Source organism: Streptomyces achromogenes (assembly GCF_030816715.1).
GTDB lineage: Bacteria > Actinomycetota > Actinomycetes > Streptomycetales > Streptomycetaceae > Streptomyces > Streptomyces achromogenes_A.
In genome coordinates this window covers 4568571-4589681 of record NZ_JAUSYH010000001.1, presented here as the reverse complement: position 1 = coordinate 4589681, position 21111 = coordinate 4568571, and the positions used below count along the sequence as shown (strand labels likewise).

Annotated in this window: 18 protein-coding genes; 9 read left to right on the top strand and 9 right to left on the bottom strand. The window is 72.0% G+C overall.

What is annotated here, in order from left to right; all coding sequences use genetic code 11:
• The first annotated feature begins 17 nt into the window (after window positions 1-17).
• Together QF032_RS20605 and QF032_RS20600 are read left to right on the top strand one after the other, a co-directional pair.
• The gene (locus QF032_RS20605) at window positions 18-1340 is read left to right on the top strand and encodes a M18 family aminopeptidase (RefSeq protein ID WP_307056977.1); all 1323 of its coding nucleotides are present in this window, start codon (window positions 18-20) and stop codon (window positions 1338-1340) included.
• Between the two features lie 105 nt (window positions 1341-1445).
• Window positions 1446-1685 carry a DUF6458 family protein gene (locus QF032_RS20600; protein ID WP_307056975.1) on the top strand — a complete coding sequence of 80 codons (240 nt, stop codon included), beginning with the start codon at window positions 1446-1448 and terminating at the stop codon, window positions 1683-1685.
• A gap of 33 nt (window positions 1686-1718) precedes the next feature.
• Here QF032_RS20600 and QF032_RS20595 read toward each other — a convergent pair whose 3' ends face one another.
• The gene (locus tag QF032_RS20595; protein WP_307044607.1) at window positions 1719-3560 is read right to left on the bottom strand and encodes an NHL domain-containing thioredoxin family protein; all 1842 of its coding nucleotides are present in this window, start codon (window positions 3558-3560) and stop codon (window positions 1719-1721) included.
• Between the two features lie 139 nt (window positions 3561-3699).
• Here QF032_RS20595 and QF032_RS20590 point away from each other — a divergent pair, with 139 nt between their 5' ends.
• The gene (locus QF032_RS20590) at window positions 3700-4200 is read left to right on the top strand and encodes an LURP-one-related/scramblase family protein (RefSeq protein WP_306950536.1); all 501 of its coding nucleotides are present in this window, start codon (window positions 3700-3702) and stop codon (window positions 4198-4200) included.
• 104 nt (window positions 4201-4304) lie between these two features.
• Here the strand turns inward: QF032_RS20590 and QF032_RS20585 are convergent, their stop codons facing one another.
• Window positions 4305-5123 (bottom strand): carbon-nitrogen family hydrolase, encoded by an 819-nt coding sequence (locus QF032_RS20585; protein ID WP_307044605.1) that lies wholly within the window; start codon window positions 5121-5123, stop codon window positions 4305-4307.
• A gap of 194 nt (window positions 5124-5317) precedes the next feature.
• On the opposite strand from QF032_RS20585, the gene QF032_RS20580 reads away from it, so the two are divergent.
• On the top strand, window positions 5318-6142 hold the full coding sequence (locus QF032_RS20580; protein ID WP_307044602.1) for a maleylpyruvate isomerase family mycothiol-dependent enzyme: 825 nt from the start codon (window positions 5318-5320) through the stop codon (window positions 6140-6142).
• Between the two features lie 92 nt (window positions 6143-6234).
• Here QF032_RS20580 and QF032_RS20575 read toward each other — a convergent pair whose 3' ends face one another.
• Complete coding sequence (locus tag QF032_RS20575; protein ID WP_306950532.1) at window positions 6235-7137, bottom strand: D-alanyl-D-alanine carboxypeptidase family protein; 903 nt, start codon at window positions 7135-7137, stop codon at window positions 6235-6237.
• Window positions 7138-7358: 221 nt separating this feature from the next.
• Here QF032_RS20575 and QF032_RS20570 point away from each other — a divergent pair, with 221 nt between their 5' ends.
• On the top strand, window positions 7359-8042 hold the full coding sequence (locus QF032_RS20570; protein WP_307044600.1) for a GntR family transcriptional regulator: 684 nt from the start codon (window positions 7359-7361) through the stop codon (window positions 8040-8042).
• Window positions 8043-8122: 80 nt separating this feature from the next.
• Window positions 8123-9370, top strand: coding sequence for an MFS transporter (locus tag QF032_RS20565; RefSeq protein WP_307044597.1), 1248 nt, complete (start codon window positions 8123-8125; stop codon window positions 9368-9370).
• Window positions 9371-9476: 106 nt separating this feature from the next.
• On the opposite strand, the gene QF032_RS20560 is transcribed toward QF032_RS20565, so the two are convergent.
• From QF032_RS20560 to pdhA, 3 genes are read right to left on the bottom strand one after another with little or no spacing between them, the layout of a single operon-like run.
• Window positions 9477-10970: a dihydrolipoamide acetyltransferase family protein gene (locus QF032_RS20560; RefSeq protein WP_307056973.1), complete on the bottom strand. Its 1494-nt coding sequence runs from the start codon at window positions 10968-10970 to the stop codon at window positions 9477-9479.
• A 10-nt stretch (window positions 10971-10980) separates the two neighbouring features.
• Entirely contained in the window at window positions 10981-11973 is a 993-nt protein-coding gene (locus QF032_RS20555) for an alpha-ketoacid dehydrogenase subunit beta (RefSeq protein ID WP_306950528.1), read from the bottom strand.
• Window position 11974: 1 nt separating this feature from the next.
• Window positions 11975-13198: a pyruvate dehydrogenase (acetyl-transferring) E1 component subunit alpha gene (gene pdhA, locus QF032_RS20550; RefSeq protein ID WP_307044593.1), complete on the bottom strand. Its 1224-nt coding sequence runs from the start codon at window positions 13196-13198 to the stop codon at window positions 11975-11977.
• Between the two features lie 558 nt (window positions 13199-13756).
• Between pdhA and QF032_RS20545 the strand changes: the two genes are divergently transcribed.
• Window positions 13757-14806: a phosphotransferase gene (locus tag QF032_RS20545; RefSeq protein WP_307056971.1), complete on the top strand. Its 1050-nt coding sequence runs from the start codon at window positions 13757-13759 to the stop codon at window positions 14804-14806.
• A gap of 187 nt (window positions 14807-14993) precedes the next feature.
• On the opposite strand, the gene QF032_RS20540 is transcribed toward QF032_RS20545, so the two are convergent.
• Entirely contained in the window at window positions 14994-16571 is a 1578-nt protein-coding gene (locus tag QF032_RS20540) for a protein kinase domain-containing protein (RefSeq protein WP_307060320.1), read from the bottom strand.
• Window positions 16572-16925: 354 nt separating this feature from the next.
• Here QF032_RS20540 and QF032_RS20535 point away from each other — a divergent pair, with 354 nt between their 5' ends.
• Window positions 16926-18554, top strand: a complete 1629-nt coding sequence (locus tag QF032_RS20535; protein ID WP_307044588.1) for a Stk1 family PASTA domain-containing Ser/Thr kinase — start codon at window positions 16926-16928, stop codon at window positions 18552-18554.
• Window positions 18555-18645: 91 nt separating this feature from the next.
• On the opposite strand, the gene QF032_RS20530 is transcribed toward QF032_RS20535, so the two are convergent.
• Window positions 18646-19191 (bottom strand): bacterial proteasome activator family protein, encoded by a 546-nt coding sequence (locus QF032_RS20530; protein WP_057578052.1) that lies wholly within the window; start codon window positions 19189-19191, stop codon window positions 18646-18648.
• A gap of 279 nt (window positions 19192-19470) precedes the next feature.
• Here QF032_RS20530 and QF032_RS20525 point away from each other — a divergent pair, with 279 nt between their 5' ends.
• Complete coding sequence (locus QF032_RS20525) at window positions 19471-20001, top strand: hypothetical protein (protein ID WP_307056969.1); 531 nt, start codon at window positions 19471-19473, stop codon at window positions 19999-20001.
• Between the two features lie 79 nt (window positions 20002-20080).
• On the opposite strand, the gene QF032_RS20520 is transcribed toward QF032_RS20525, so the two are convergent.
• A complete protein-coding gene (locus tag QF032_RS20520; RefSeq protein ID WP_307056967.1) occupies window positions 20081-21061 on the bottom strand; it encodes an NAD(P)H-quinone oxidoreductase in 981 nt (326 codons plus the stop codon).
• Window positions 21062-21111: the final 50 nt, after the last annotated feature.

Sequence of the window (21111 nt, the reverse complement as noted above, 5' to 3'; positions counted from 1 at the left end):
TCGTTAAGGTGAACACCATGAGCGAACCCTCCCGCTTCGACCGCGGCCACACCGACGACCTCATGACGTATCTGACGGCGAGCCCGTCGCCGTATCACGCCGTGGCGAACGCGGCCGAGCGGCTCGAGAAGGCCGGATTCCGCCAGGTCTCGGAGACGGACGCCTGGGACGCCGAGACGCACGGCGTCTCCGCCTCCGGCAGCGGCGGCCGGTATGTGCTGCGCGGGGGCGCGATCGTGGCCTGGTACGTGCCCGAGGGCGCGGCGCCGCACACGCCGTTCCGGATCATCGGCGCGCACACCGACTCCCCGAACCTGCGCGTCAAGCCGCTGCCCGACACCGGCACGCAGGGCTGGCGGCAGGTGGCCGTGGAGATCTACGGCGGCCCGCTGCTCAACTCCTGGCTCGACCGCGACCTCGGCCTGGCGGGCCGGCTGACCCTGCGGGACGGCTCGACGCGCCTCGTCGACGTCGGACGCCCGCTGCTGCGCGTGCCCCAACTCGCCATCCACCTCGACCGGTCGGTCAACGCCGACGGCCTCAAGCTCGACAAGCAGCGGCACCTCCAGCCCGTCTGGGGCCTCGGCGGCGACGTGCGCGACGGCGACCTGATCGCCTTCCTGGAGGACGACGCCGGGCTCGCCCCGGGCCAGGTCACCGGCTGGGACCTGATGGTGCACCCCGTGGAGCCGCCCGCCTACCTGGGCCGCGACCAGGAGCTGGTGGCCGGCCCGCGCATGGACAACCTGCTGTCCGTGCACGCCGGCACCGCGGCGCTGGCAGCCGTGGCGACGAGCGGCGCGGAGCCGCCGTACATCCCGGTGCTGGCCGCCTTCGACCACGAGGAGAACGGCTCGCAGTCCGACACCGGCGCGGACGGCCCGCTGCTCGGCAGCGTGCTGGAACGTTCGGTCTTCGCGCGCGGAGGCTCGTACGAGGACCGCGCGAGAGCCTTCGCGGGCACCGTCTGCCTCTCCTCCGACACCGGGCACGCCGTGCACCCCAACTACGCGGAGCGGCACGACCCGACGCACCACCCGCGGGTCAACGGCGGGCCGATCCTCAAGGTCAACGTCAACAACCGCTACGCGACGGACGGCAGCGGCCGGGCGGTGTTCGCCGCGGCCTGCGAGAAGGCGGGCGTGCCGTTCCAGAACTTCGTCTCCAACAACTCCATGCCGTGCGGCACGACCATCGGCCCCATCACCGCGGCCCGGCACGGCATCCGCACCGTCGACATCGGCGTCGCCATCCTGTCGATGCACAGCGCACGGGAGTTGTGCGGCGACGCCGACCCGTACCTGCTGGCCAACGCGCTCACGGCGTTCCTGCGGGGATAGCGGCCGGTCGGCGGGCACGCCCTGGACGCATGGGAGTTGACCGCCCGGGTACCCGGAGTCCGGTGGTGACCGGAACGGCCGGTACACCGGACAGGAGGCAACACCATGGGCCTCGGCGGATGCATCATCCTCATCGCCGTGGGAGCCATCCTCACGTTCGCGACCGACTGGGACATGCAGGGCGTCAACCTCGACCTGGTCGGCGTCATCCTGATGATCGTCGGCCTGATCGGCGTGACGACCTTCAGCAGCATCGCCCGGCGCCGCCGCGTGATGGTGCCTCCCGCCTCGACCACCGTGGTCGAGACCGAGCGGCACCACCACCGCGACGGCTACGGCGCCTGACCGCGGTCGCCGTGACGTCGGCCGGACCGCAGGTCAGGCCTGCGGGTCCAGGCCGGCGAGAATCAGTGGCAGCCGGTCCGCCGCGCCTTCGGTGAGGCGGACCGGGACACCCCAGTCCTGCTGGTGGACATGGCAGGCCGGGTACTCGTTGGCCGGGTCGTCGTCGCACGAGGCCGCCATCGCGGAGACGTGCAGGACACCTTCCGGCACCGCCGGATCGAGCTCCAGCGCGCGGGTCAGGTCCGTGCCCGCGCCCTCACCCTTGAGCAGCAGCTCGGGCGGGGTGGCGGAGACCAGCAGCCGTGTCGACGGACCGTACCGCGTGTCCAGCTTCTGCCCGGCCGGCGCCTGGAAGATCACGTCCAGCCGCAGCGAGCCCGGCGCGACCTCGGTCGCCGCGCGCCGGGTGCGGTGGGCCACCGCGTCCACCGTGACGGCCTCCTCCGGCAGCCGCAGCCGGGTCAGCCGGTGCCGGGCCGACTCCACGACCACGATGTCCTCGCCGGCCAGGACGGCGTCGCTGGGCTCCCTCAGGTCCGTCGCCAGCGTGCTGACCTCCCCCGTCGCCGGATCGTAGCGGCGCAGGGCGTGGTTGTAGGTGTCGCTGACGGCGACCGAGCCGTCCGGCAGGACGGTGACGCCCAGCGGGTGCTGGAGCAGGGCCTGGCCGGCCGCGCCGTCGCGGTGCCCGAAGTCGAACAGCCCGGTGCCGACGGCCGTGCGCACGACACCCGCCCGGTCGACCCAGCGCAGCGCCGACGTCTCGGAGTCGGCGAGCCACAGCCGCTCCCCGTCCGGCGCGGCGGCCAGACCCGACGGCTGGGCGAACCAGGCCTCGGCGCCCGGTCCGTCGACGAGCCCCTCGTTGGTCGTGCCCGCCACGACGTCCACCGTGCCGTCGGCCGGGTCGTACGCCCACAGCTGGTGCACGCCGGCCATGGCGATCCACACCCGGCCGCCGAAGAGCGCCACGTCCCACGGCGAGGAGAGGTCGACCTCGCGCGCCGGGCCGGACGTCGGCGACCCCTGCCACCACTGCCTGCCGGTCCCGGCCAGGGTCGTCACGGCACCCGAGCCGAGGTCGAGGCGGCGCAGGGCGTGGTTGACGGTGTCGGCGACGACCACGGCGGAGTCGTCGAGCAGGGCGAGGCCCTGCGGTTCGTTGAAGGCGGCGGTGTGCGCCGTGCCGTCGGCGAAGCCGCGCACACCGGACCCGATCCGGCGCACCACCGTCTCCCCGTCCTCCGCGAGTTCCACGAGTTGGTGCCGCGTGGTGTCGCTGACCAGGATGCTCCCGCCGGGCAGCACCAGAGCCTTGCCCGGGAAGCGCAGGGTGGTCGGCTCGGGCTCCGGCGCCACGTACGGCCCGTCGCCGCGCCGCAGCGTGCCCTTCGCCGCGTGCTCGGCCTCCAGCTCCGCCACCAGCCGCTCGATGGCGTGCACATGCCCCTCACCGGCGTGCTGCGCGACGACGTACCCCTCCGGGTCGATGACGACGAGCGTCGGCCACGCGCGCACCGCGTACTGCTTCCACGTCGCCAGCTCGGGGTCGTCGAGCACCGGATGCTCGACTCCGTACCGCTCCACGGCGTCGACGACCGCCTGGTGTTCGGCCTCGTGCACGAACTTCGGCGAGTGCACGCCGACCACGACCACCGTGTCCCGGTGCTTCTCCTCCAACTCCCGCAACTCGTCCAGAACATGCAGGCAGTTCACACAGCAGAACGTCCAGAAATCGAGAACGACGATGCGTCCGCGCAGGTCGGCGAGGGTGTATTGCTGCCCGCCCGTGTTCAGCCAGCCGCCCTTGCCGATCAGCTCGGGGGCACGGACACGGACGCGACGGGGGGCCGGGGCCGGTGAGGAGTCGGTCATCCCTCAAGAGTGCCACCGGCCACCGACAGTCAGGTCGCGGCCCCCTTTCCGGCCGGTCGCTGCCGCAGTCGGGTCATTCCTCGCGGCATTTCCCGCCCGGGCCGGGAAGGTCCCGCCCGGCCGGGGAAGCGGTAGCGGTATGAGATTTCTCGTGCGTGACCGGCTGCTCGGGCTCGGAGACGACTACTGGATCGAGGACGACCGCGGCGAAAAGGTCTACCTCGTCGACGGCAAGGCGATGCGGCTGCGGGACACCTTCGAGCTGAAGGACACCCGCGGGCGGATCCTGATCGACATCCACCAGAAGATGTTCGCCCTGCGGGACACCATGGTGATCGAGCGGGACGGCGAGCCGCTGGCCACGATCCGGCGCAAGCGGCTGTCGCTGCTGCGCAACCACTACCGGGTGGCTCTGGCGGACGGCCGCACCGAGCTGGACGTCAGCGGCAGGATCCTCGACCGGGAGTTCGCGGTCGAGTACGACGGCGAGCTCCTGGCCGTCGTGTCACGGCGGTGGCTGCACGTGCGGGAGACGTACGGCGTCGACGTCGTGCGCGAGGACGCGGATCCGGCGCTGCTGATCGCCGTGGCGGTGTGCGTGATCCACCTCGCGGACAAGGAGCGGCACGACGACGACTGAGGCGCCGGCGCCCGTCGAGGCGGACTGCCGCGTCGGCGGGACAGCGGGCCATCGGGCCGGCGGATCGGCAGCTCTGCGGGTCGGCGGGCCGGCGGATCGGCGGGTCAGCGGGGCGGGGTGGGGAGGCCGAGGACGCGGTCCTTGAGGGCGGGGAACAGATCGCGGGTCGTGGCGACCGCGCCCGGGTCGAAGTCGACGGTCAGGATCTCCTCGCCGGGGCCGGCCTCGGCCAGCACCTCGCCCCACGGATCGACCACGATCGAGTGACCCGCCTGCGGAACTCCGGCGTGCGTCCCGGCCGTTCCACACGCGAGCACGAACGCCTGGTTCTCGACCGCCCGCGCCCGGGCCAGCAGAGTCCAGTGCGCCCTGCGGCGCTCCGGCCAGCCCGCGGAGAGCACGAAGGTCTCGGCGCCGGCGTCCACGAGGGCGCGGAAGAGTTCGGGGAAACGGAGGTCGTAACAGGTGGCGACGCCGACGGTCGTCCCGGGGAGGCGTACCGTCACCGGCTCCTCGCCCGCGCTCATCAGCACGGCCTCGCCCTTGTCGAAGCCGAAGCGGTGGATCTTGCGGTAGGCGGCGGCGAGCTCACCGGAGGGGGAGAAGACGAGCGACGTGTTGTAGAGGGGCCCCTCCTCCCCGGCGGAGCCGCTCGCGGCCGGCGCCCGCTCCGGGATCGAGCCGGCGTGCAGCCACACGCCCGCGTCGCTCGCCGCCTGCGCCATCGCCTCGTAGGTCGGGCCCTTCAACGGCTCGGCCTCGTCGGCGAACCGCTCGTAGGCGAACGCCCCCGTCGTCCACAGCTCCGGCAGCACCACGAGGTCGGCGGTGGCCTGTTCTCTTACCAGCGCGGCGGCCCGCAACCGTCGCACTTCGACCGATTCATCCTCATCTACGGCGATCTGGAGGAGAGAGGCGCGCACACTACCACCGTCCTGGCATTCGAGTAGTCCACACGGGCCTACGATCGTCACACGAAAGCACTGCCGGGGTGCCTCACAGCAGCGTAACTTAGCGTTTCGTAGAGACCCGCCGACACCTGCCGACACCCGCCACCTCCCGCTGGCAACGCCGCCACAGCCCACCCGAGTACCGACCGCCGAGGGGTCCCGTTTCCGTGAGTCTGCATCCCACCCTCCAGCCCTACGCCGACGCCTGGACCCACTCCATCGAAGCGATATCCGAGCTGGTGCAGCCTCTGGTGGAGGCGGACTGGAACCGCCGGACGCCGTGCCCCGGCTGGTCGGTCCGCGACATCGTGTCGCACGTCATCGGGCTGGACTGCGAGATGTACGGCGACCCGCGCCCCATCCACACCCTCCCGCGCGACCTGTTCCACGTGACCAACGACTTCCAGCGCTACATGGAGATGCAGGTCGACGTCCGCCGTCACCACACGGCGCCCGAGATGACGTCCGAGCTGGAGTACACGGTCATCCGCCGCAACCGGCAGCTGCGCAACGAGACGCGGCAGCCGCACCACGTGGTGCGCGGTCCGCTCGGCACCGAGCTCACGCTCGAGGAGTCGATGCGGCTCCACGCGTTCAACGTCTGGGTGCACGAGCAGGACCTGCGCACCGCCCTCGGCCGGCCGGGCAACCTCGACTCCCCCGGCGCGCACATCGCCCGTGACGCGCTGCTGGCCGAACTGCCGGCGGTCGTCGCCGAGAAGGCCGACGCCCCGCGCAGTTCCGCGGTCGTCTTCGACGTGCACGGCCCGATCGAGTTCCTGCGCACCATCCGCGTCGACATCCAGGGCCGCGGCACCCTGGAGACCGCGCCGGCGCTCGGCCCCGCCGCCGCGTTCACCCTCGACTGGGAGACGTTCGTCCGTCTGGCCTGCGGCCGGGTCACGGCGGACGCGGTCGCCGACCGGGTGAAGGCGGAGGGCGAACCGGAGCTGACGGCGGCCGTCCTGCGGAACTTCGCGGTCACCCGGTAGCCGGCCCCGCCCGGCAGCGGCGCCCGACGAGAACGGGCCCGTCGTGACGATCACGACGGGCCCGTTCTGCGTGCTCAGCGGTCGACCGGAGGTCAGCCCAGCCGGGCGAAGCCGTAGTTCAGCAGCTTCGTCGCGTCGGTGGCGCGCACCGTCGTGCTGGTGGAGGCCAGCACCGTGCCCACGACGGTCTTGCCGTTACGGGTGGCGGCGAAGACGAGGCAGTACTTCGCCTCCGGGCCGGAGCCCGTCTTCACGCCGATGGCGCCGCTGTAGCTGCTCAGCAGCGTGTTGGTGTTGATCCAGGCGCCCATGGTGCGGACGGACCCGGTCTTGGTGATCGTCTTGGCGGTGTACGACTTGGTCTTGACGACCGCGCGGAAGTTCGCGTTCTTCAGCGAGTTGCTGGCGAGCTTCGTCAGGTCCTTGGCGGTCGAGTAGTTCGACCCGTTGCCGATGCCGTCGAACGAGTCGAAGTGCGTCTTCGTCATGCCGAGCGTCTTCGCCTTGCTGTTCATCTTGGCGATGAAGCTCTTCACGCGGGCGGCGCGCGTCGTGCCCGTGCCGAACTTGTCGGCCAGCGCGTACGCGGCGTCGCAGCCGGACGGCAGCATCAGCCCGTAGAGCAGCTGACGGACGGTCACCTTGTCGCCCACGATCAGGCGGGCGGAGGACGCGGTGTTCGCGACGATGTAGTCGCTGTACGCCTTCTGGATGGTGACCTTGGCGTCCAGGTTCAGGTTCGCCTGCGACAGCACGACGTTGGCCGTCATGATCTTCGTGGTGGAGCCGGTGGACAGCTTGGTGTCCATGCCCTTGTTGTAGAGCGCCGCACCGTTCGCGTTGTTCATCACGAAGCCGGTCTTGGCGGCGATGGTGGGCGTGGCGACAGCCTGCGCGGGTGCCGCGGTGAGGGCTCCGGTCGCGAGCACTGCGCCGGCGGTGACGGCAACGGCGGCGGCCCTGCGGACTCGAATGCCCTTGATAGCGGTTATCAACTGAAATACCCCGATTACGTCGAATGCCCCTGCGGTGCGGCCAAGTTCAAGGGGGAAAGAGATGGGCCGCACATGTGTGACACGTAAGTAGCACACAAAGTTGTGCGTCTGCCGGGCAGAATTTCCGATTACTTGATCCATTCCTTACCCGGGCCCGCGCAGCGGGGTCCGCATCCTGGACCGGCCCCCCGTTGCGTACGTGTTGTATCTATCCTGTGGGCATGCAGTCCACCGCTCCGCCCGCCTCCCTCCCCGCCCCCGCCCCCGTCAAGCAGCCACCCGCCGCCGACCGTGTGTACGCCCACGTCAAACAGGGTGTCCTGAACCGCCGTTACCAGGGCGGCGCCCTCCTCACCGAGGGAGAGCTGGCCGAGGCCGTGGGCGTCTCGCGCACTCCGGTGCGGGAGGCGCTGCTCCGCCTGGAGGTGGAGGGGCTGATCAAGCTCTACCCCAAGAAGGGGGCCCTGGTGCTGCCGGTCTCCGCGCAGGAGATCGCGGACGTGGTGGAGACCCGGCTGCTGGTGGAGGAGCACGCGGCGCGCAAGGTCGTGCCCGCGCCGGCCGCACTGATCGAGCGCCTGGAGGAACTGCTCGAGAGACAGCGGGAGCAGACGGCGGCGGGCGACCTGGCCGCGGCCGCCGTGACGGACCGCTGTTTCCACGCCGAGATCGTCCGCAGCGGCGGCAACGAGATCCTGTCGCGGCTGTACGACCAGCTCCGCGACCGCCAGCTGCGGATGGGCGTCGCCGTGCTGCACTCGCATCCGGACAGGATCGCCAAGTCCCTCGCCGAGCACGAGGAGCTGCTCCGGGCGCTGCGCGCCGGCGACGCCGACGCGGCGGTGCGGATCGTGCACCGGCACATCGGCTGGTTCTCCCACCTGGCCCGCGGGGAGGTCCGATGAGCTCCGCGGCCCGCGGCCCGAATTCCACTCTTCCGGGTGACCCTCCCCCGGAGGGGGCACCCCCAGGTGGACGGCGCGCCATGGCCGTCTGGGGGATCGGCGTCTCGGTCTACTTCGTCGCCGTCATCTTCCGTACGTCGCTGGGGGTGGCCGGCCTCGACGCCGCCGACCGCTTCCAGGTGAACGCCTCGGCCCTGTCCACCTTCTCGATCCTCCAGCTCCTCGTGTACGCGGGCATGCAGATACCGGTGGGCCTGCTGGTGGACCGGCTCGGCACTCGGAAGGTGCTGGCCATCGGCACCGTGCTGTTCACCGCCGGCCAGCTCGGCTTCGCCTTCTCCCCGTCCTACGGCACGGCGCTCGCCTCGCGCGCGCTGCTCGGCTGCGGGGACGCGATGACGTTCATCAGTGTGCTGCGGCTGGGCAGCAGGTGGTTCCCGGCGCGCCGCGGGCCGATGGTGGCACAGCTCGCCGGCCTGGTGGGGATGGCGGGCAACCTCGTCTCCACCCTGGTGCTGGCCCGCCTCCTGCACGGCGTCGGCTGGACGGCGGCCTTCGCGGGCAGCGCACTGGCGGGTGTGGTGGTCCTGGTCCTTCTGCTGCTCTTCCTGAAGGACCATCCCGAGGGCCACGAGCCGGAGCCCTTCCCCCACCGGGGCGCCGCGTACGTGCGCCGTCAGATCGCCGCCTCCTGGCGCGAGCCGGGCACCCGCCTGGGCCTGTGGGTGCACTTCACCACCCAGTTCCCGGCGATGGTGTTCCTGCTGCTGTGGGGCATGCCGTTCCTGGTGCGGGCGCAGGGGCTGTCGCGGGCGACGGCCGGCGAACTCCTCACGCTGGTGGTCCTGTCCAACATGGCCGTCGGCCTGGTGTACGGGCAGATCGTCGCCCGGCATCACGGGGCGCGGCTGCCGCTGGCCCTGGGCACGGTGGGCGCGACGGCGGTGATGTGGGCGAGCACGCTGGCCTACCCGGGCGACCGGGCGCCGATGTGGCTGCTCGTCGTGCTCTGCACGGTGCTCGGCGCGTGCGGCCCCGCGTCCATGCTCGGCTTCGACTTCGCGCGCCCCGCGAACCCGCCCGAGCGGCAGGGCACCGCGTCCGGCATCACGAACATGGGCGGCTTCGTGGCCTCGATGACGACGCTCTTCGCGGTCGGCGTGCTGCTGGACGCGACAGGTGACGACTACCGGATCGCCTTCTCCTTCGTCTTCGTCCTGCAGGCCCTGGGCGTCAGCCAGATCCTGCGGCTGCGCGGTCGAGCGCACCGGCGGGAGCGGGAGCGGCTGGTGGCGAGCCGGGTCGAGGCGGTGCACGTGCCGGCCTGAGGACGGCTCGGCCGCCCTTCCCGCCTGTCGCGCGGGCAGCCGCGCCCCGGGTGTCCGGGGCGCGGCTGCCTGCGTCGGACCGGCCCATCGGCCGGGGGCCGGCCACTCAGCCCCAGGTGATCAGTTTCTTCGGCTGCTCCAGGATCGCCGCCAGATCGGCCAGCACCTTGGAGCCCAGCTCGCCGTCGACCAGGCGGTGGTCGAAGCTGAGCGCCAGCGTCGTGACCTGGCGGGGCTTCACCTTGCCCTTGTGGACCCACGGCTGGAGCTTGATCGCGCCGACGGCGAGGATCGCGGACTCGCCGGGGTTCAGGATCGGCGTGCCGGTGTCGACGCCGAAGACACCGACGTTGGTGATGGTCACCGTGCCGCCCTGCATGGCGGCGGGGGAGGTCTTCCCCTCCCGCGCCGTCGACACGAGGTCGCCCAGCGACTCCGCCAGCTGCGGCAGGGTCTTGGCGTGGGCGTCCTTGATGTTCGGGACCAGCAGGCCCCGCGGTGTGGCGGCCGCGATGCCCAGGTTGACGTAGTGCTTGACCACGATCTCCTGAGCCGCCTCGTCCCACGAGGCGTTGATCTCCGGGTTGCGCCTGATCGCGACCAGCAGGGCCTTGGCGACGAGGAGGAGCGGGTTGACCCGGAGGCCCTGCAGGTCCTTGTCCTGCTTGAGCTCCTCGACGAGCTTCAGGGTGCGCGTCACGTCGATCGTCACGAACTCTGTGACGTGCGGCGCGGTGAACGCCGAGCCGACCATCGCCGCCGCCGTCGCCTTGCGGACGCCCTTGACCGGAATCCGGGTCTCCCGAGCCGTGTCGTACGACGGCGCGGGCGCGGCCGTCGGCGCGGCGGCAGGGGCGGTGATCTGGGCCTGCGTCGGGGGCGACGCGGGCTCGGCCGCCGGTGCGGCCGGGGCCGTGGGAGTTGTCGGGGCCGCCGCGGCGTGGACGTCCTCACGGGTGATGACGCCGTCCGGGCCGGACGGGACCACCGTGGCGAGGTCGACGCCCAGGTCCTTGGCGAGCTTGCGGACCGGCGGCTTGGCGAGCGGCCGCTCCTTCACGCCCGACGCCGCGCCGTGGCCGTTCAGCTCGGCCTGGAGCGTGTCCGGGACGCGCGCGACCGTGATCTCCGGGCCCTTGCGCGGGCGGCGCTTGGTGGAGGACGCGGCCACGCCGTACCCCACGAGCACCGGCTGACGGCCCGAGCCGGCCGGCTTCGGCGCCGGCTGCGCCTCGGGCCGCTCCTCCGGGGCCGCCGGCGTCTGCACGGCGGCCTGCGCCGGCACCTCGGCGACCGCGGCGGCGGCCGGGGCGGCCGGCGATCCGGCGCCGCCCGTCCCGCCCGCCACGTCGACCGCGATGATCGACATGCCCACGTCGACCGTGGCGCCCTCGGGGAAGCGCAGCTCGCGCACCACCCCGTCGTAGGGGATGGGCAGTTCGACGGCGGCCTTGGCCGTCTCGACCTCGCACACCACCTGTCCGTCCGTCACCGTGTCGCCGGGCTGGACGTACCACTTGAGGATCTCGGCCTCGGTGAGCCCCTCGCCCACGTCGGGCATCTTGAACTCGCGTACGGACGCTTCCGTCATCGTCGTCACGACCCTCTCCTCAGTACGCCAGGGCACGGTCGACGGCGTCGAGCACCCGGTCCAGGCCAGGCAGGTACTCCTCCTCCAGGCGCGCCGGCGGGTACGGGGCGTGATAGCCGCCGACCCGCAGGACCGGGGCCTCCAGGTGGTAGAAGCAGCGCTCCGTGATCCGGGCGGCGATCTCCGCGCCCGATCCGAAGAACACCGGCGCCTCGTGGACCACGACCAGGCGGCGGGTCTTCTCCACCGACGTCTGGATCGAGTCGAAGTCCATCGGGGAGACCGAACGCAGGTCCAGGACCTCGAGGTTCTTGCCCTCCTCGGCGGCCGCGGCGGCGACCTCCTGGCAGAGCTTCACCATCGGGCCGTAGGCGACCAGTGTCAGGTCCGTGCCCTCGCGGACGACCTGGGCCTTGTGCAGCGGGCCGGGGATCGCCTCGGTGTTCACCTCGCCCTTGTCCCAGTAGCGGCGCTTCGGCTCGAAGAAGATCACCGGGTCGTCGCTCTGAATGGCCTGCTGCATCATCCAGTACGCGTCCGAGGCGTTGGACGGGGAGACGATCTTCAGGCCCGACACGTGCGCGAAGAGCGCCTCGGGGGACTCCGAGTGGTGCTCGACCGCGCCGATGCCGCCGCCGTAGGGGATGCGGACGACGACCGGCATCTTGACCTTGCCCAGCGAGCGCGCGTGCATCTTCGCGAGCTGGGTGACGATCTGGTCGTAGGCCGGGAAGACGAAGCCGTCGAACTGGATCTCCACGACCGGGCGGTAACCGCGCAGGGCCATGCCGATCGCGGTGCCGACGATGCCCGACTCGGCGAGCGGGGTGTCGATGACGCGGCTCTCGCCGAAGTCCTTCTGCAGGCCGTCCGTGACGCGGAAGACGCCGCCGAGCTTGCCGACGTCCTCGCCCATGACGAGGACCTTGGGGTCCGTCTCGAGAGCGCGGCGCAGCGACTCGTTGATCGCCTTGGCCAGGGCCAGGTTCTTGGTGGTCACGTTGTCCGCCATGTCAGTTTCCCCCCGTACCCGCGGCGAAGCCGCTGTCGGACTCCGTCGCGAACGACTCCTGGTACGCCGCGAACTGGGCGCGCTCCTCGTCGACGAGCGCGTGTCCGTCCGCGTACACGTTCTCGAAGATGGCGAAGTGGTCCGGGTCCGGCATGGCGCGGACCGCTTCGCGCACTCGCCTTCCCAACGCCTCGCTCTCCGCCTCGAGTTCCGCGAAGAATCCCTCGTCCGTGTGGTTTGACGCCTCGAGGTGGCGGCGCAGGCGCAGGATCGGGTCCTTCGCCTCCCAGGACTCGCGCTCCTCGTCGGCCCGGTACTTGGTGGGGTCGTCGGAGGTGGTGTGCGCGCCCATGCGGTACGTGTACGCCTCGACGAGGGTGGGGCCCTCGCCGTTGCGGGCACGCTCCAGCGCCCACCTGGTGACAGCGAGGCAGGCGAGGACGTCGTTGCCGTCGACGCGGACGCCCGGGAAGCCGTAGCCCTGCGCGCGCTGGTAGAGCGGGACACGGGTCTGCTTCTCGGTGGGCTCGGAGATCGCCCACTGGTTGTTCTGGCAGAAGAACACGACCGGGGCGTTGTAGACGGCGGAGAAGGTGAAGGACTCCGCCACGTCGCCTTGGCTGGAGGCGCCGTCGCCGAAGTAGGCGATCACCGCGCTGTCCGCGCCGTCCATGGCGACGCCCATCGCGTACCCGGTCGCGTGCAGCGTCTGGGATCCGATGACGATCGTGTAGAGGTGGAAGTTGTTGCCGTTGGGGTCCCAGCCGCCGTTGTTCACGCCGCGGAACATGCCGAGCAGGTTGGTCGGGTCGACGCCGCGGCACCAGGCGACGCCGTGCTCGCGGTAGGTCGGGAAGACGTAGTCGTCGTCGCGCAGGGCCCGGCCGGAGCCGATCTGGGCGGCCTCCTGGCCGAGCAGCGAGGCCCACAGGCCCAGCTCGCCCTGCCGCTGCAGGGAGGTGGCCTCGGCGTCGAAGCGACGAGTGAGCACCATGTCGCGGTACAGGCCGCGGAGGTCTTCGGGGGTGACGCCGGCGACGTACTGAACGAACTCGGCGTTCTTCGCGTTCTTGACCCGCTTGCCCTCCGGCGTCAGCAGCTGCACGAGCTCGGGCTCGGCGCTCTTCCCGGCGCCGGCGCGAGTGGTGCGCCCGGTGCCGGTGCCGCCGGCCTTGCTTCCGGCGCTGCGTCGCGGCTTGCGCGCGGCAGTGCTCTCCACGGTCACGTGTGCTCCTCCGTCGTTCCGGCCCCCGGGGTTGCCGGGTGGCTGGGGGTCCCCCGGCTCGTTGGGAGCCTGGGGAGCGGCTCACCTGGTTCCGACACCCGTGCACGGGGTGGGTGCCGCTCGGCCGGAACAGGCGTGACAGGTGCCCCGGCGAGCGCCCTGCAGTCATCACGTTACCCAGTGCTCCACATACTTGTGAAACACCTCCTGACCTGCGTTTTTGCTTGGATTTCCAAGTAAATCGGCAAAGTCGGGAAGGACCCTGGTCACAGCCTTGCAGGAGGCCGGAGCAACGGCACGTTAACCCGGCCACCCAGGCCACGGGAAGAGTCAGTATGTGAGACCGGGCGGGGGGACGGGCTCCACCGGGCGCTTCCGGGCGCCGCCGAACACCGCCGGACGCCACCCGCGGGCGGCCCGACGTGATCATCGGCGACCACCTGTGACCCGCGTTGACCTCGGGTGACAGCTCGTGACTTTCTGTGACAATGCCCAGCTCACGGGACCGCTCCGTGCCCTAGCATCGGGCGCGTGCCGCGCTCATGTGTACCACCGTCCATGCCTCACGCGCCCCCTTTGAGCGCTCTGCTCCGCCGATACGCCGCCGGTACGGCGCTCGCCTGCGAACCCGTTGACGAAGGTCTGCTCAACCGCGGATACCGGCTGCGCACCACCCGCGGCCGCTATTTCCTCAAGCACCATTTCGACCCCGACACCGCCGACCCCGTCTGCGTCGCCCGACAGCACCGGGCCACCGAGCGGCTGGCCGACCTCGGCGTCCCGGTCGCTCCCCCGCTGCCCGCACACGACGGACGCACGGTCGCCGTCGTCGGCGGCCGCGTCTACGCCCTGCACCCCTGGGTCGAGGGCCGGCACCGCCACGGCGCCCAGCTCACCGCGGGCCAGTGCGGCCGTCTGGGGGCGCTGCTGGGGGTGGTGCACGCCAGCCTGGAGCACGTGATGCGCACGGCGCGCGAGCCGGAGCGCACTCCCTGCGCCGCGCAACGCGCTCCGGCGCGCGGTCCCCAGGCGTCCGCCCAGCCGAGCGCGGACCCCGCCGACACCTTCGTCCTCATCGACGACCTCCTCGCGCGCGTGCGCCGCCGTCGCCCCGCCGACGCCTTCGACGAGCTCGCCCGCCACCGCCTCCTGGAGCGCCGCACGCTGCTGGAGCGGCACGCGGACCGACGGCCGCCGCACACCGGGCCGGTCGGCTGGGTGCACGGGGACTTCCACCCCTTCAACCTGCTCTACCGCGGGGACGCCCCCGCCGCCATCGTCGACTGGGACCGGCTCGGCGTGCAGCCCCGCGCCGAGGAGGCCGTCCGCGCCGCCGCGATCTTCTTCGTCCGGCCCGACGGCACGCTCGACCTGCCGAAGGCGAGGGCGTACGCACGCGCGTACCGGCGCACGGCAGGCGCCGCGCCCTGCGAACTCGCGGCGGCCGTGCACCGCGTGTGGTGGGAGCGTCTCAACGACTTCTGGATGCTGCGCTGGCACTACGAGCGCGGCGACACACGCGCGGACCCGCAGTTCCCGGCGGCCTCCGCGCTGGCCGTCTGGTGGACCCGGGAGTACCACGCGGTCTGCGGCGCGTTCACCGGCTGACCGGGACACCCGCGCGGCCCGCCGGCCGACGCCCCGCGCCGGACGGGCACGCGCGCGGAGCCCGTCAGGGGCCCACCCGTGCGGGGCGCAGGACGGCACGGGCCTGCGCGGCGGCCACCGGAAACCGCGGCGGCGCCACGGACGCGCCGCCCCGGGCCGTTCCGCGCGGGCCGAGCGTCCGGGGCGTTCAGTTGCCGAGGTTGCCGAGGGTGGTGGTGCCCTGGTCCGCGCCGCCCGTCGGGTCCGGCGAGGCCGGGGGACTCGGGTCGGTCGCCGGGTCGGACGGCTTGTCCGACGGCTGGGTGGCCGTCTCGTCGTCCGTCGGTTCGTCGCTGACGGACGGGGACGGCGAGGAGGACGCCGTGTGCGACGGCTTGTACGACGGCGAGTAGTTCTGGTTGTCGTTGGATCCCGTGCCGTCGTCCGTGCTGTCGCCCGTGGACGTGCCGGTCTCCTCGTCGCTCGGCTCCGTGCTCGGGGAAACGTTCGAGGCGGTCGGTGAGACCGAGGGCGCCGGGCTGGTCCCGCCGCCGCCGGTGCCGTCCCCCTTGTTGTTCAGTGCGAGCGCGACGCCCGCGGCGATGGCGATCACCGCGAAGACGGCGAGGATCCACAGCTTGCCGCGGCCGCTGCCCCTGTTGCCGTGGCCCTCGAAGCCGCCGTCGTCACCGCCGCCGTAGCCGGTGGGCAGGATCGGCTGCGGGATCTGCGAAGTGTGGGAGCCGTCCGCGCCGTGCGGCAGCACGGTGGTGCTCGCGAAGCCGCCGGGGGGCGTGCCGCGGCCGTCGGCGATGCCCACGGGTCCGGTGTTCCAGGTGCCGGTGTGCCCGCCCTGGTCGTACAGCATCTGCAGCCCGTACTGGACGAGGCCGCGCATCTCCTCCGCCGTCTGGAAACGGTCGTCGGGGTCCTTCGCCAGAGAGCGCATGACGAGCCCGTCGAGTTCCGGCGGGCACTCGCCGCCCGAGGTCTGCGACGGCGGCACCGGGATGTCCTGGACGTGCTGGTAGACCACCGACAGCGGCGTCTCACCGGTGAAGGGGGGCCGCAGTGCGAGCAGTTCGTACAGCAGGCAGCCCGTCGCGTACAGGTCGGAGCGGTGGTCGACGGCCTTGCCGAGCGCCTGCTCCGGGGAGAGGTACTGCGGGGTGCCCATGACCATGCCGGTCTGCGTCATCGTCGTGGACGCGCCGTGCAGGGCGCGCGCGATGCCGAAGTCCATCACCTTGACCGCGCCGTTGTGCGTGATGATCACGTTCGCCGGCTTGATGTCACGGTGCACGATGCCGTGCTGGTGCGAATAGGCGAGCGCCTCGAGCACGCCGGAGGTGATGATCAGGGCCTGCTCGGGCCCGGGCGCCTCGGCGTTGAGGAGGAGGTCGCGGATGGTGCGTCCCTCGACGATCTCCATCACGATGTACGGCACGCTCTGGCCGCCCACGAAGTCCTCGCCGGAGTCGTACACGGCGACGATCGCGTGGTGGTTGAGACCGGCCACCGACTGGGCCTCACGCGTGAAGCGGGCCTTGGACACCGGGTCCTCGGCCAGATCGGCGCGCAGCAGCTTGACCGCGACGGTGCGTCCCAGACGCACGTCCTCGGCTGCGAACACCTCGGCCATGCCGCCCCGGCCGAGTCTGCGGGTCAGCCGGTACCGGCCGTCCCCGACGAGCCCTCCGTTGCCCCAGTTCTCCGGCGCATCTGACATACCGCCGCCAGTCGCCTCGGGGTCGGACGGGCCCTGAGCGCGCTGCTGTGCCATCAGTCCTCGCCGTCGTTTCTGCCCGCGGTGCGCGCGGTGTTGTCACGGTCTCCGTCGGCCACGCTACAGCCTCCGCGCAATCCTCCGGTCCGGGACGATCGCCATGATGACGACCCGGACGGCCCCGGGCGCGGGTCCGGGACGGACGGGTCATGCAACCTCCACCCCGTGCCGGCGTGCAAATCCTGTGTACCTGCCGTACGGCAGCTGTAACGCTTCCGCGACGCTTCTTTCTCGTAGGGTCACGGAACGGGCACCGAACTTGACGTGTCGGTGCCCTGCGGCAGACTTGGCCGGGAATAGCACTTTGGATCAACGGCAGTCAACGGTGCCGAAGGCCTACGGGGGACGCAGAAGATGAGCCACGACGGCGGGCAAGGCCGGTACGCGGGGCGGGCGCTCGCCGCCGGCCGCTATCAGCTGCGCGACCTGCTCGGCGAGGGCGGCATGGCCTCGGTGCACCTCGCGTACGACGCCGTGCTCGACCGGCAGGTCGCGGTCAAGACGCTGCACACCGAGCTGGGCCGTGAGCAGGCCTTCCGCGAGCGGTTCCGTCGCGAGGCCCAGGCCGTGGCCAAGCTCACGCACACCAACATCGTCTCCGTCTTCGACACCGGAGAGGACGAGGTCGAGGGGCTGACGACCCCGTACATCGTCATGGAGTACGTCGAGGGCCGCCCGCTCGGCTCGGTGCTCGACGAGGACGTGCGGCAGCAGGGCGCGATGCCCGCCGACAAGGCGCTGAAGATCACCGCGGACGTGCTGGCGGCGCTGGAGATCAGCCACGAGATGGGGCTGGTCCACCGCGACATCAAGCCCGGCAACGTGATGATGACCAAGCGCGGCGTGGTCAAGGTGATGGACTTCGGCATCGCACGCGCGATGCAGTCCGGCGTCACCTCGATGACGCAGACCGGCATGGTGGTCGGCACCCCGCAGTACCTCTCGCCCGAACAGGCCCTGGGGCGTGGCGTGGACGCCCGCTCCGACCTGTACTCGGTCGGCATCATGCTGTTCCAACTGGTCACCGGTCGGCTGCCGTTCGAGGCGGATTCGCCGCTTGCGATCGCGTACGCGCACGTGCAGGAGGAGCCGGTGGCTCCCTCGTCGATCAACCGGGCGCTGCCGCCGGCCGTCGACGCGCTCGTCGCCCGCGCGCTGAAGAAGAACCCGAACGAGCGTTTTCCGACTGCGGTCGCCATGCGCGACGAGTGCCTGCGCGTCGCCGCGTCCTTCCAGCCGGCCCCGCCGAGCATCGTCCCGGGCGCGCAGACGGCGAGCGGCGCGGGCGTCGGCTCCGCGGTGTTCCCGCCGGTCGGCCAGGGCACCCCGGCGCCGCAGGGAAACGTCCAGACGCCCTACCAGCCCGCGCCGAACCCGAACCCGTACGGCACCCCGACGCCCGCCCCCTCCTACGGCTACCCGCAGCAGGGCGGCTATCAGACGCCCGCGCCGGCGTACAACCACCAGCAGCCGCCCACCCCGCCCGGATACCACCTGAGCCCGCAGACGTCGGCCGCGGTGACCCCGGGCAGCGCCCGCCGGAGCAAAACGGTGCTGATCTGCTCGGCCGTGGTCGCCGTGGTGGCGGTCGGCGGCCTCATCGGCAGCCTCGCCACGAACGCGGACGGTGACGACGCCAAGGGCGGCGGCGGGAGCAGCGCCTCGCCCTCGGCGACCAAGGCGGCGGGCTACCGCGCACCGGACCCCAGCAAGACGATCGAGGCGACGGAGTGCTCCGAGCCGAAGGAGTCGTACAACGACCCCGACAAGATCCAGGTCCCGAACTTCAGGTTCAAGTACATCGGCTCGGTCAAGCAGTGCTTCCAGGCCGCCAGCTGGAACTACAAGATCATCAAGGTGGACGAGAACACCTACGGCGACGGCGCGATCATGGACCAGTTCCCCGCCGCGGGTACGGACGTCGACCCGGACGACATGCCCGAGATCCAGTTGCGGGTGTCCTCGGGCAACCCGGCGTCCTGACACACGGGGCGCGGCAACCGATACGGGGAGGGGCCCGGCGTCCTGGACGCCGGGCCCCTCCCCGTATCGGGTCGGTTCGGGTGGTCGGGCTCTACAGGTACGGTCCGCCGGTGCGGCCGCCCGCGCGCGGGTCGTCGCCGCCCTCGTGGCCGACGCCCGGCGGCAGGGCGCGACGCATCTGCTCCAGCTGGGCGCGCGCGGCCATCTGCTGCGCGAAGAGGGTGGTCTGGATGCCGTGGAAGAGGCCCTCGAGCCAGCCGACCAACTGGGCCTGCGCGATGCGCAGCTCCGCGTCGCTCGGGGTCGACTCCTCGTTGAACGGCAGAGAGAGCCGCTCCAGTTCCTCGACCAGTTCCGGCGCCAGGCCGTCCTCCAGCTCCTTCACCGAGCTCGAGTGGATCTCCTTCAGCCGTGCCCGGCTCGCCTCGTCCAGAGGAGCCGCGCGCACCTCCTCGAGCAGTTGCTTGATCATGCTGCCGATGCGCATCACCTTCGCGGGCTGCTCGACCTGTTCCGTCACCGGGATCTCACGGGAGTCCTCGTCGGCGTCGATGCCGCCCAGCGCCATGCCGTCCTGGCCGACGACCAGGATCTTCTGGGCGTTCTCCGGCGACCTTTCGTTCCTCGACATCTCCATGCGGCCATTCTCGCGCACGCTCCGCCCCGCCATGGTCCTGCCCCCGTGACAGACGCCCGGCGATCCCGTTCGGCGGAGTCCGGAATGCGGCCCCATTTCACGAATGTGAGGCTTGTCGCGTCCTTTCTTGGCGACTAGGTCTCCTCCTCGGCGACCGGGTACTGGGAGGGGGTCACGGACGTGACTCCATGGCAGCGGACGTCGGGCGCGACGCGTACCGGCGATCGAGGGCGCGCGGCGGCGCGCGTACGGAAGCGGGCGCGGCGCACGGCCACGCCCGTGCGGACGCCGGCGGCAGGGGCGGTGGCCCTGGCGGGTGTGCTCCTGCTGCTGCCGGGCGGCGGCGTGTCGTACGCGGCCGCCCCGGCGCACTCCGGCGCACCGCGGTCCGCCGGCCCGTCCGCGTCTACCGCGCCCCCGTCGTCCCCGTCGTCCCCCTCGTCCCGTGAACCGGACCGGGCGGGCAGCCGGGCGGGCGAAGGCCGGCAGCGGCCCGGGCGGGCGCCCGACGAGACCGAGGCGGCGGACGACCCGTCCGGCGTGGGCGCGCTGCCCGACGAACCGGAGGAAGCGAGCGACGGCGACGCGGAGGCCGGGGACGGCGATCCCGACGACACCGCGTCCGCGTCGGCGGAAGCCGCCGTTCCCGCGACCCCGGCCGCGCCGCGGGACGACGTACGGCAGGCGGCCGCCCCGGGGGAGCGGGCCGACGGTCCCGTGCTGCAGATCCTGCCGCTCGGCAGCGGCCTCGTCCTCATCGGCCTGGGCATCGCCCTCGCCCTCGCGGCGCTGCGTCTGCGGCGCGGATAGCCACGGCTCCGCGGGGGCGGGTCGCCCCCGCGGTGTCGGGTTCGGGGCGTCCTCGGTTCGGGGCGTCCTGAAGGGGGCCTCAGGGGGCGATCAGCAGCACCTTGCCGACATGGCCGCTCTCCTCGACGACGCGGTGGGCGGCGGCCGCCTCACTCATCGGCAGTTCGCGGTCGACGACGGGACGGACATGGCCGCCCGCGACCAGCGGCCAGACGTGTTCACGCACGGCGGCCACGATGGCGGCCTTCTCCTCCAGCGGCCGGCCCCGCAGCGAGGTCGCGCTGACCGCGGCCCGCTTGCCGAGGAGCATGCCGATGTTCAGCTCCGCCTTGACGCCGCCCTGCATGCCGATGATCGCGAGCCGGCCGTTGACGGCGAGGGCCCGCACGTTGCGGTCCAGGTACTTCGCGCCCATGTTGTCGAGGATGACGTCGGCGCCGGCGCCGTCGGTGGCCTTCTTCAGCTCGTCGACGAAGTCCTGCTCGCGGTAGTCGATCAGGATGTCGGCGCCCAGCTCGGCGCACCGGTCCAGCTTCCCGGCCGTCCCCGCGGTGACGGCGACTCTCGCGCCGACGGCCTTGGCCAGCTGGATCGCCATGGTGCCGATGCCGCTGGACCCGCCGTGCACCAGCAGTGTCTCGCCCGGCCGGAGCTGAGCGATCATGAAGACGTTCGACCAGACCGTGCTGGTGACCTCGGGGAGGGCGGCGGCCTGCCGCAGGTCGACGCCCTGCGGCACGGGCAGCAGCTGGCCGGCCGGCACGGCGACCCGCTGCGCGTATCCGCCGCCCGCGAGCAGCGCGCACACCTCGTCGCCGACGTTCCAGCCGGACACCCCCGGGCCCAGCGCGGCGATTCTGCCGGAGCACTCCAGGCCCGGATGGCGGGAGGCCCCGGGCGGCGGTTCGTAGAAGCCCTGCCGCTGCAGGATGTCGGCCCGGTTGACGGCGCTGGCCACCACCTCGACCAGGACCTCGCCCTCGCCGGGTACGGGATCGGGGGCCTCGTCCCAGACCAGCGCCTCGGGACCACCGGGTTCGGGAATCGTGATCGCATGCATGCGGGCGACGCTACTCCTCCCCCGTCCGCCCCTCCGATCATGGTCCGCGG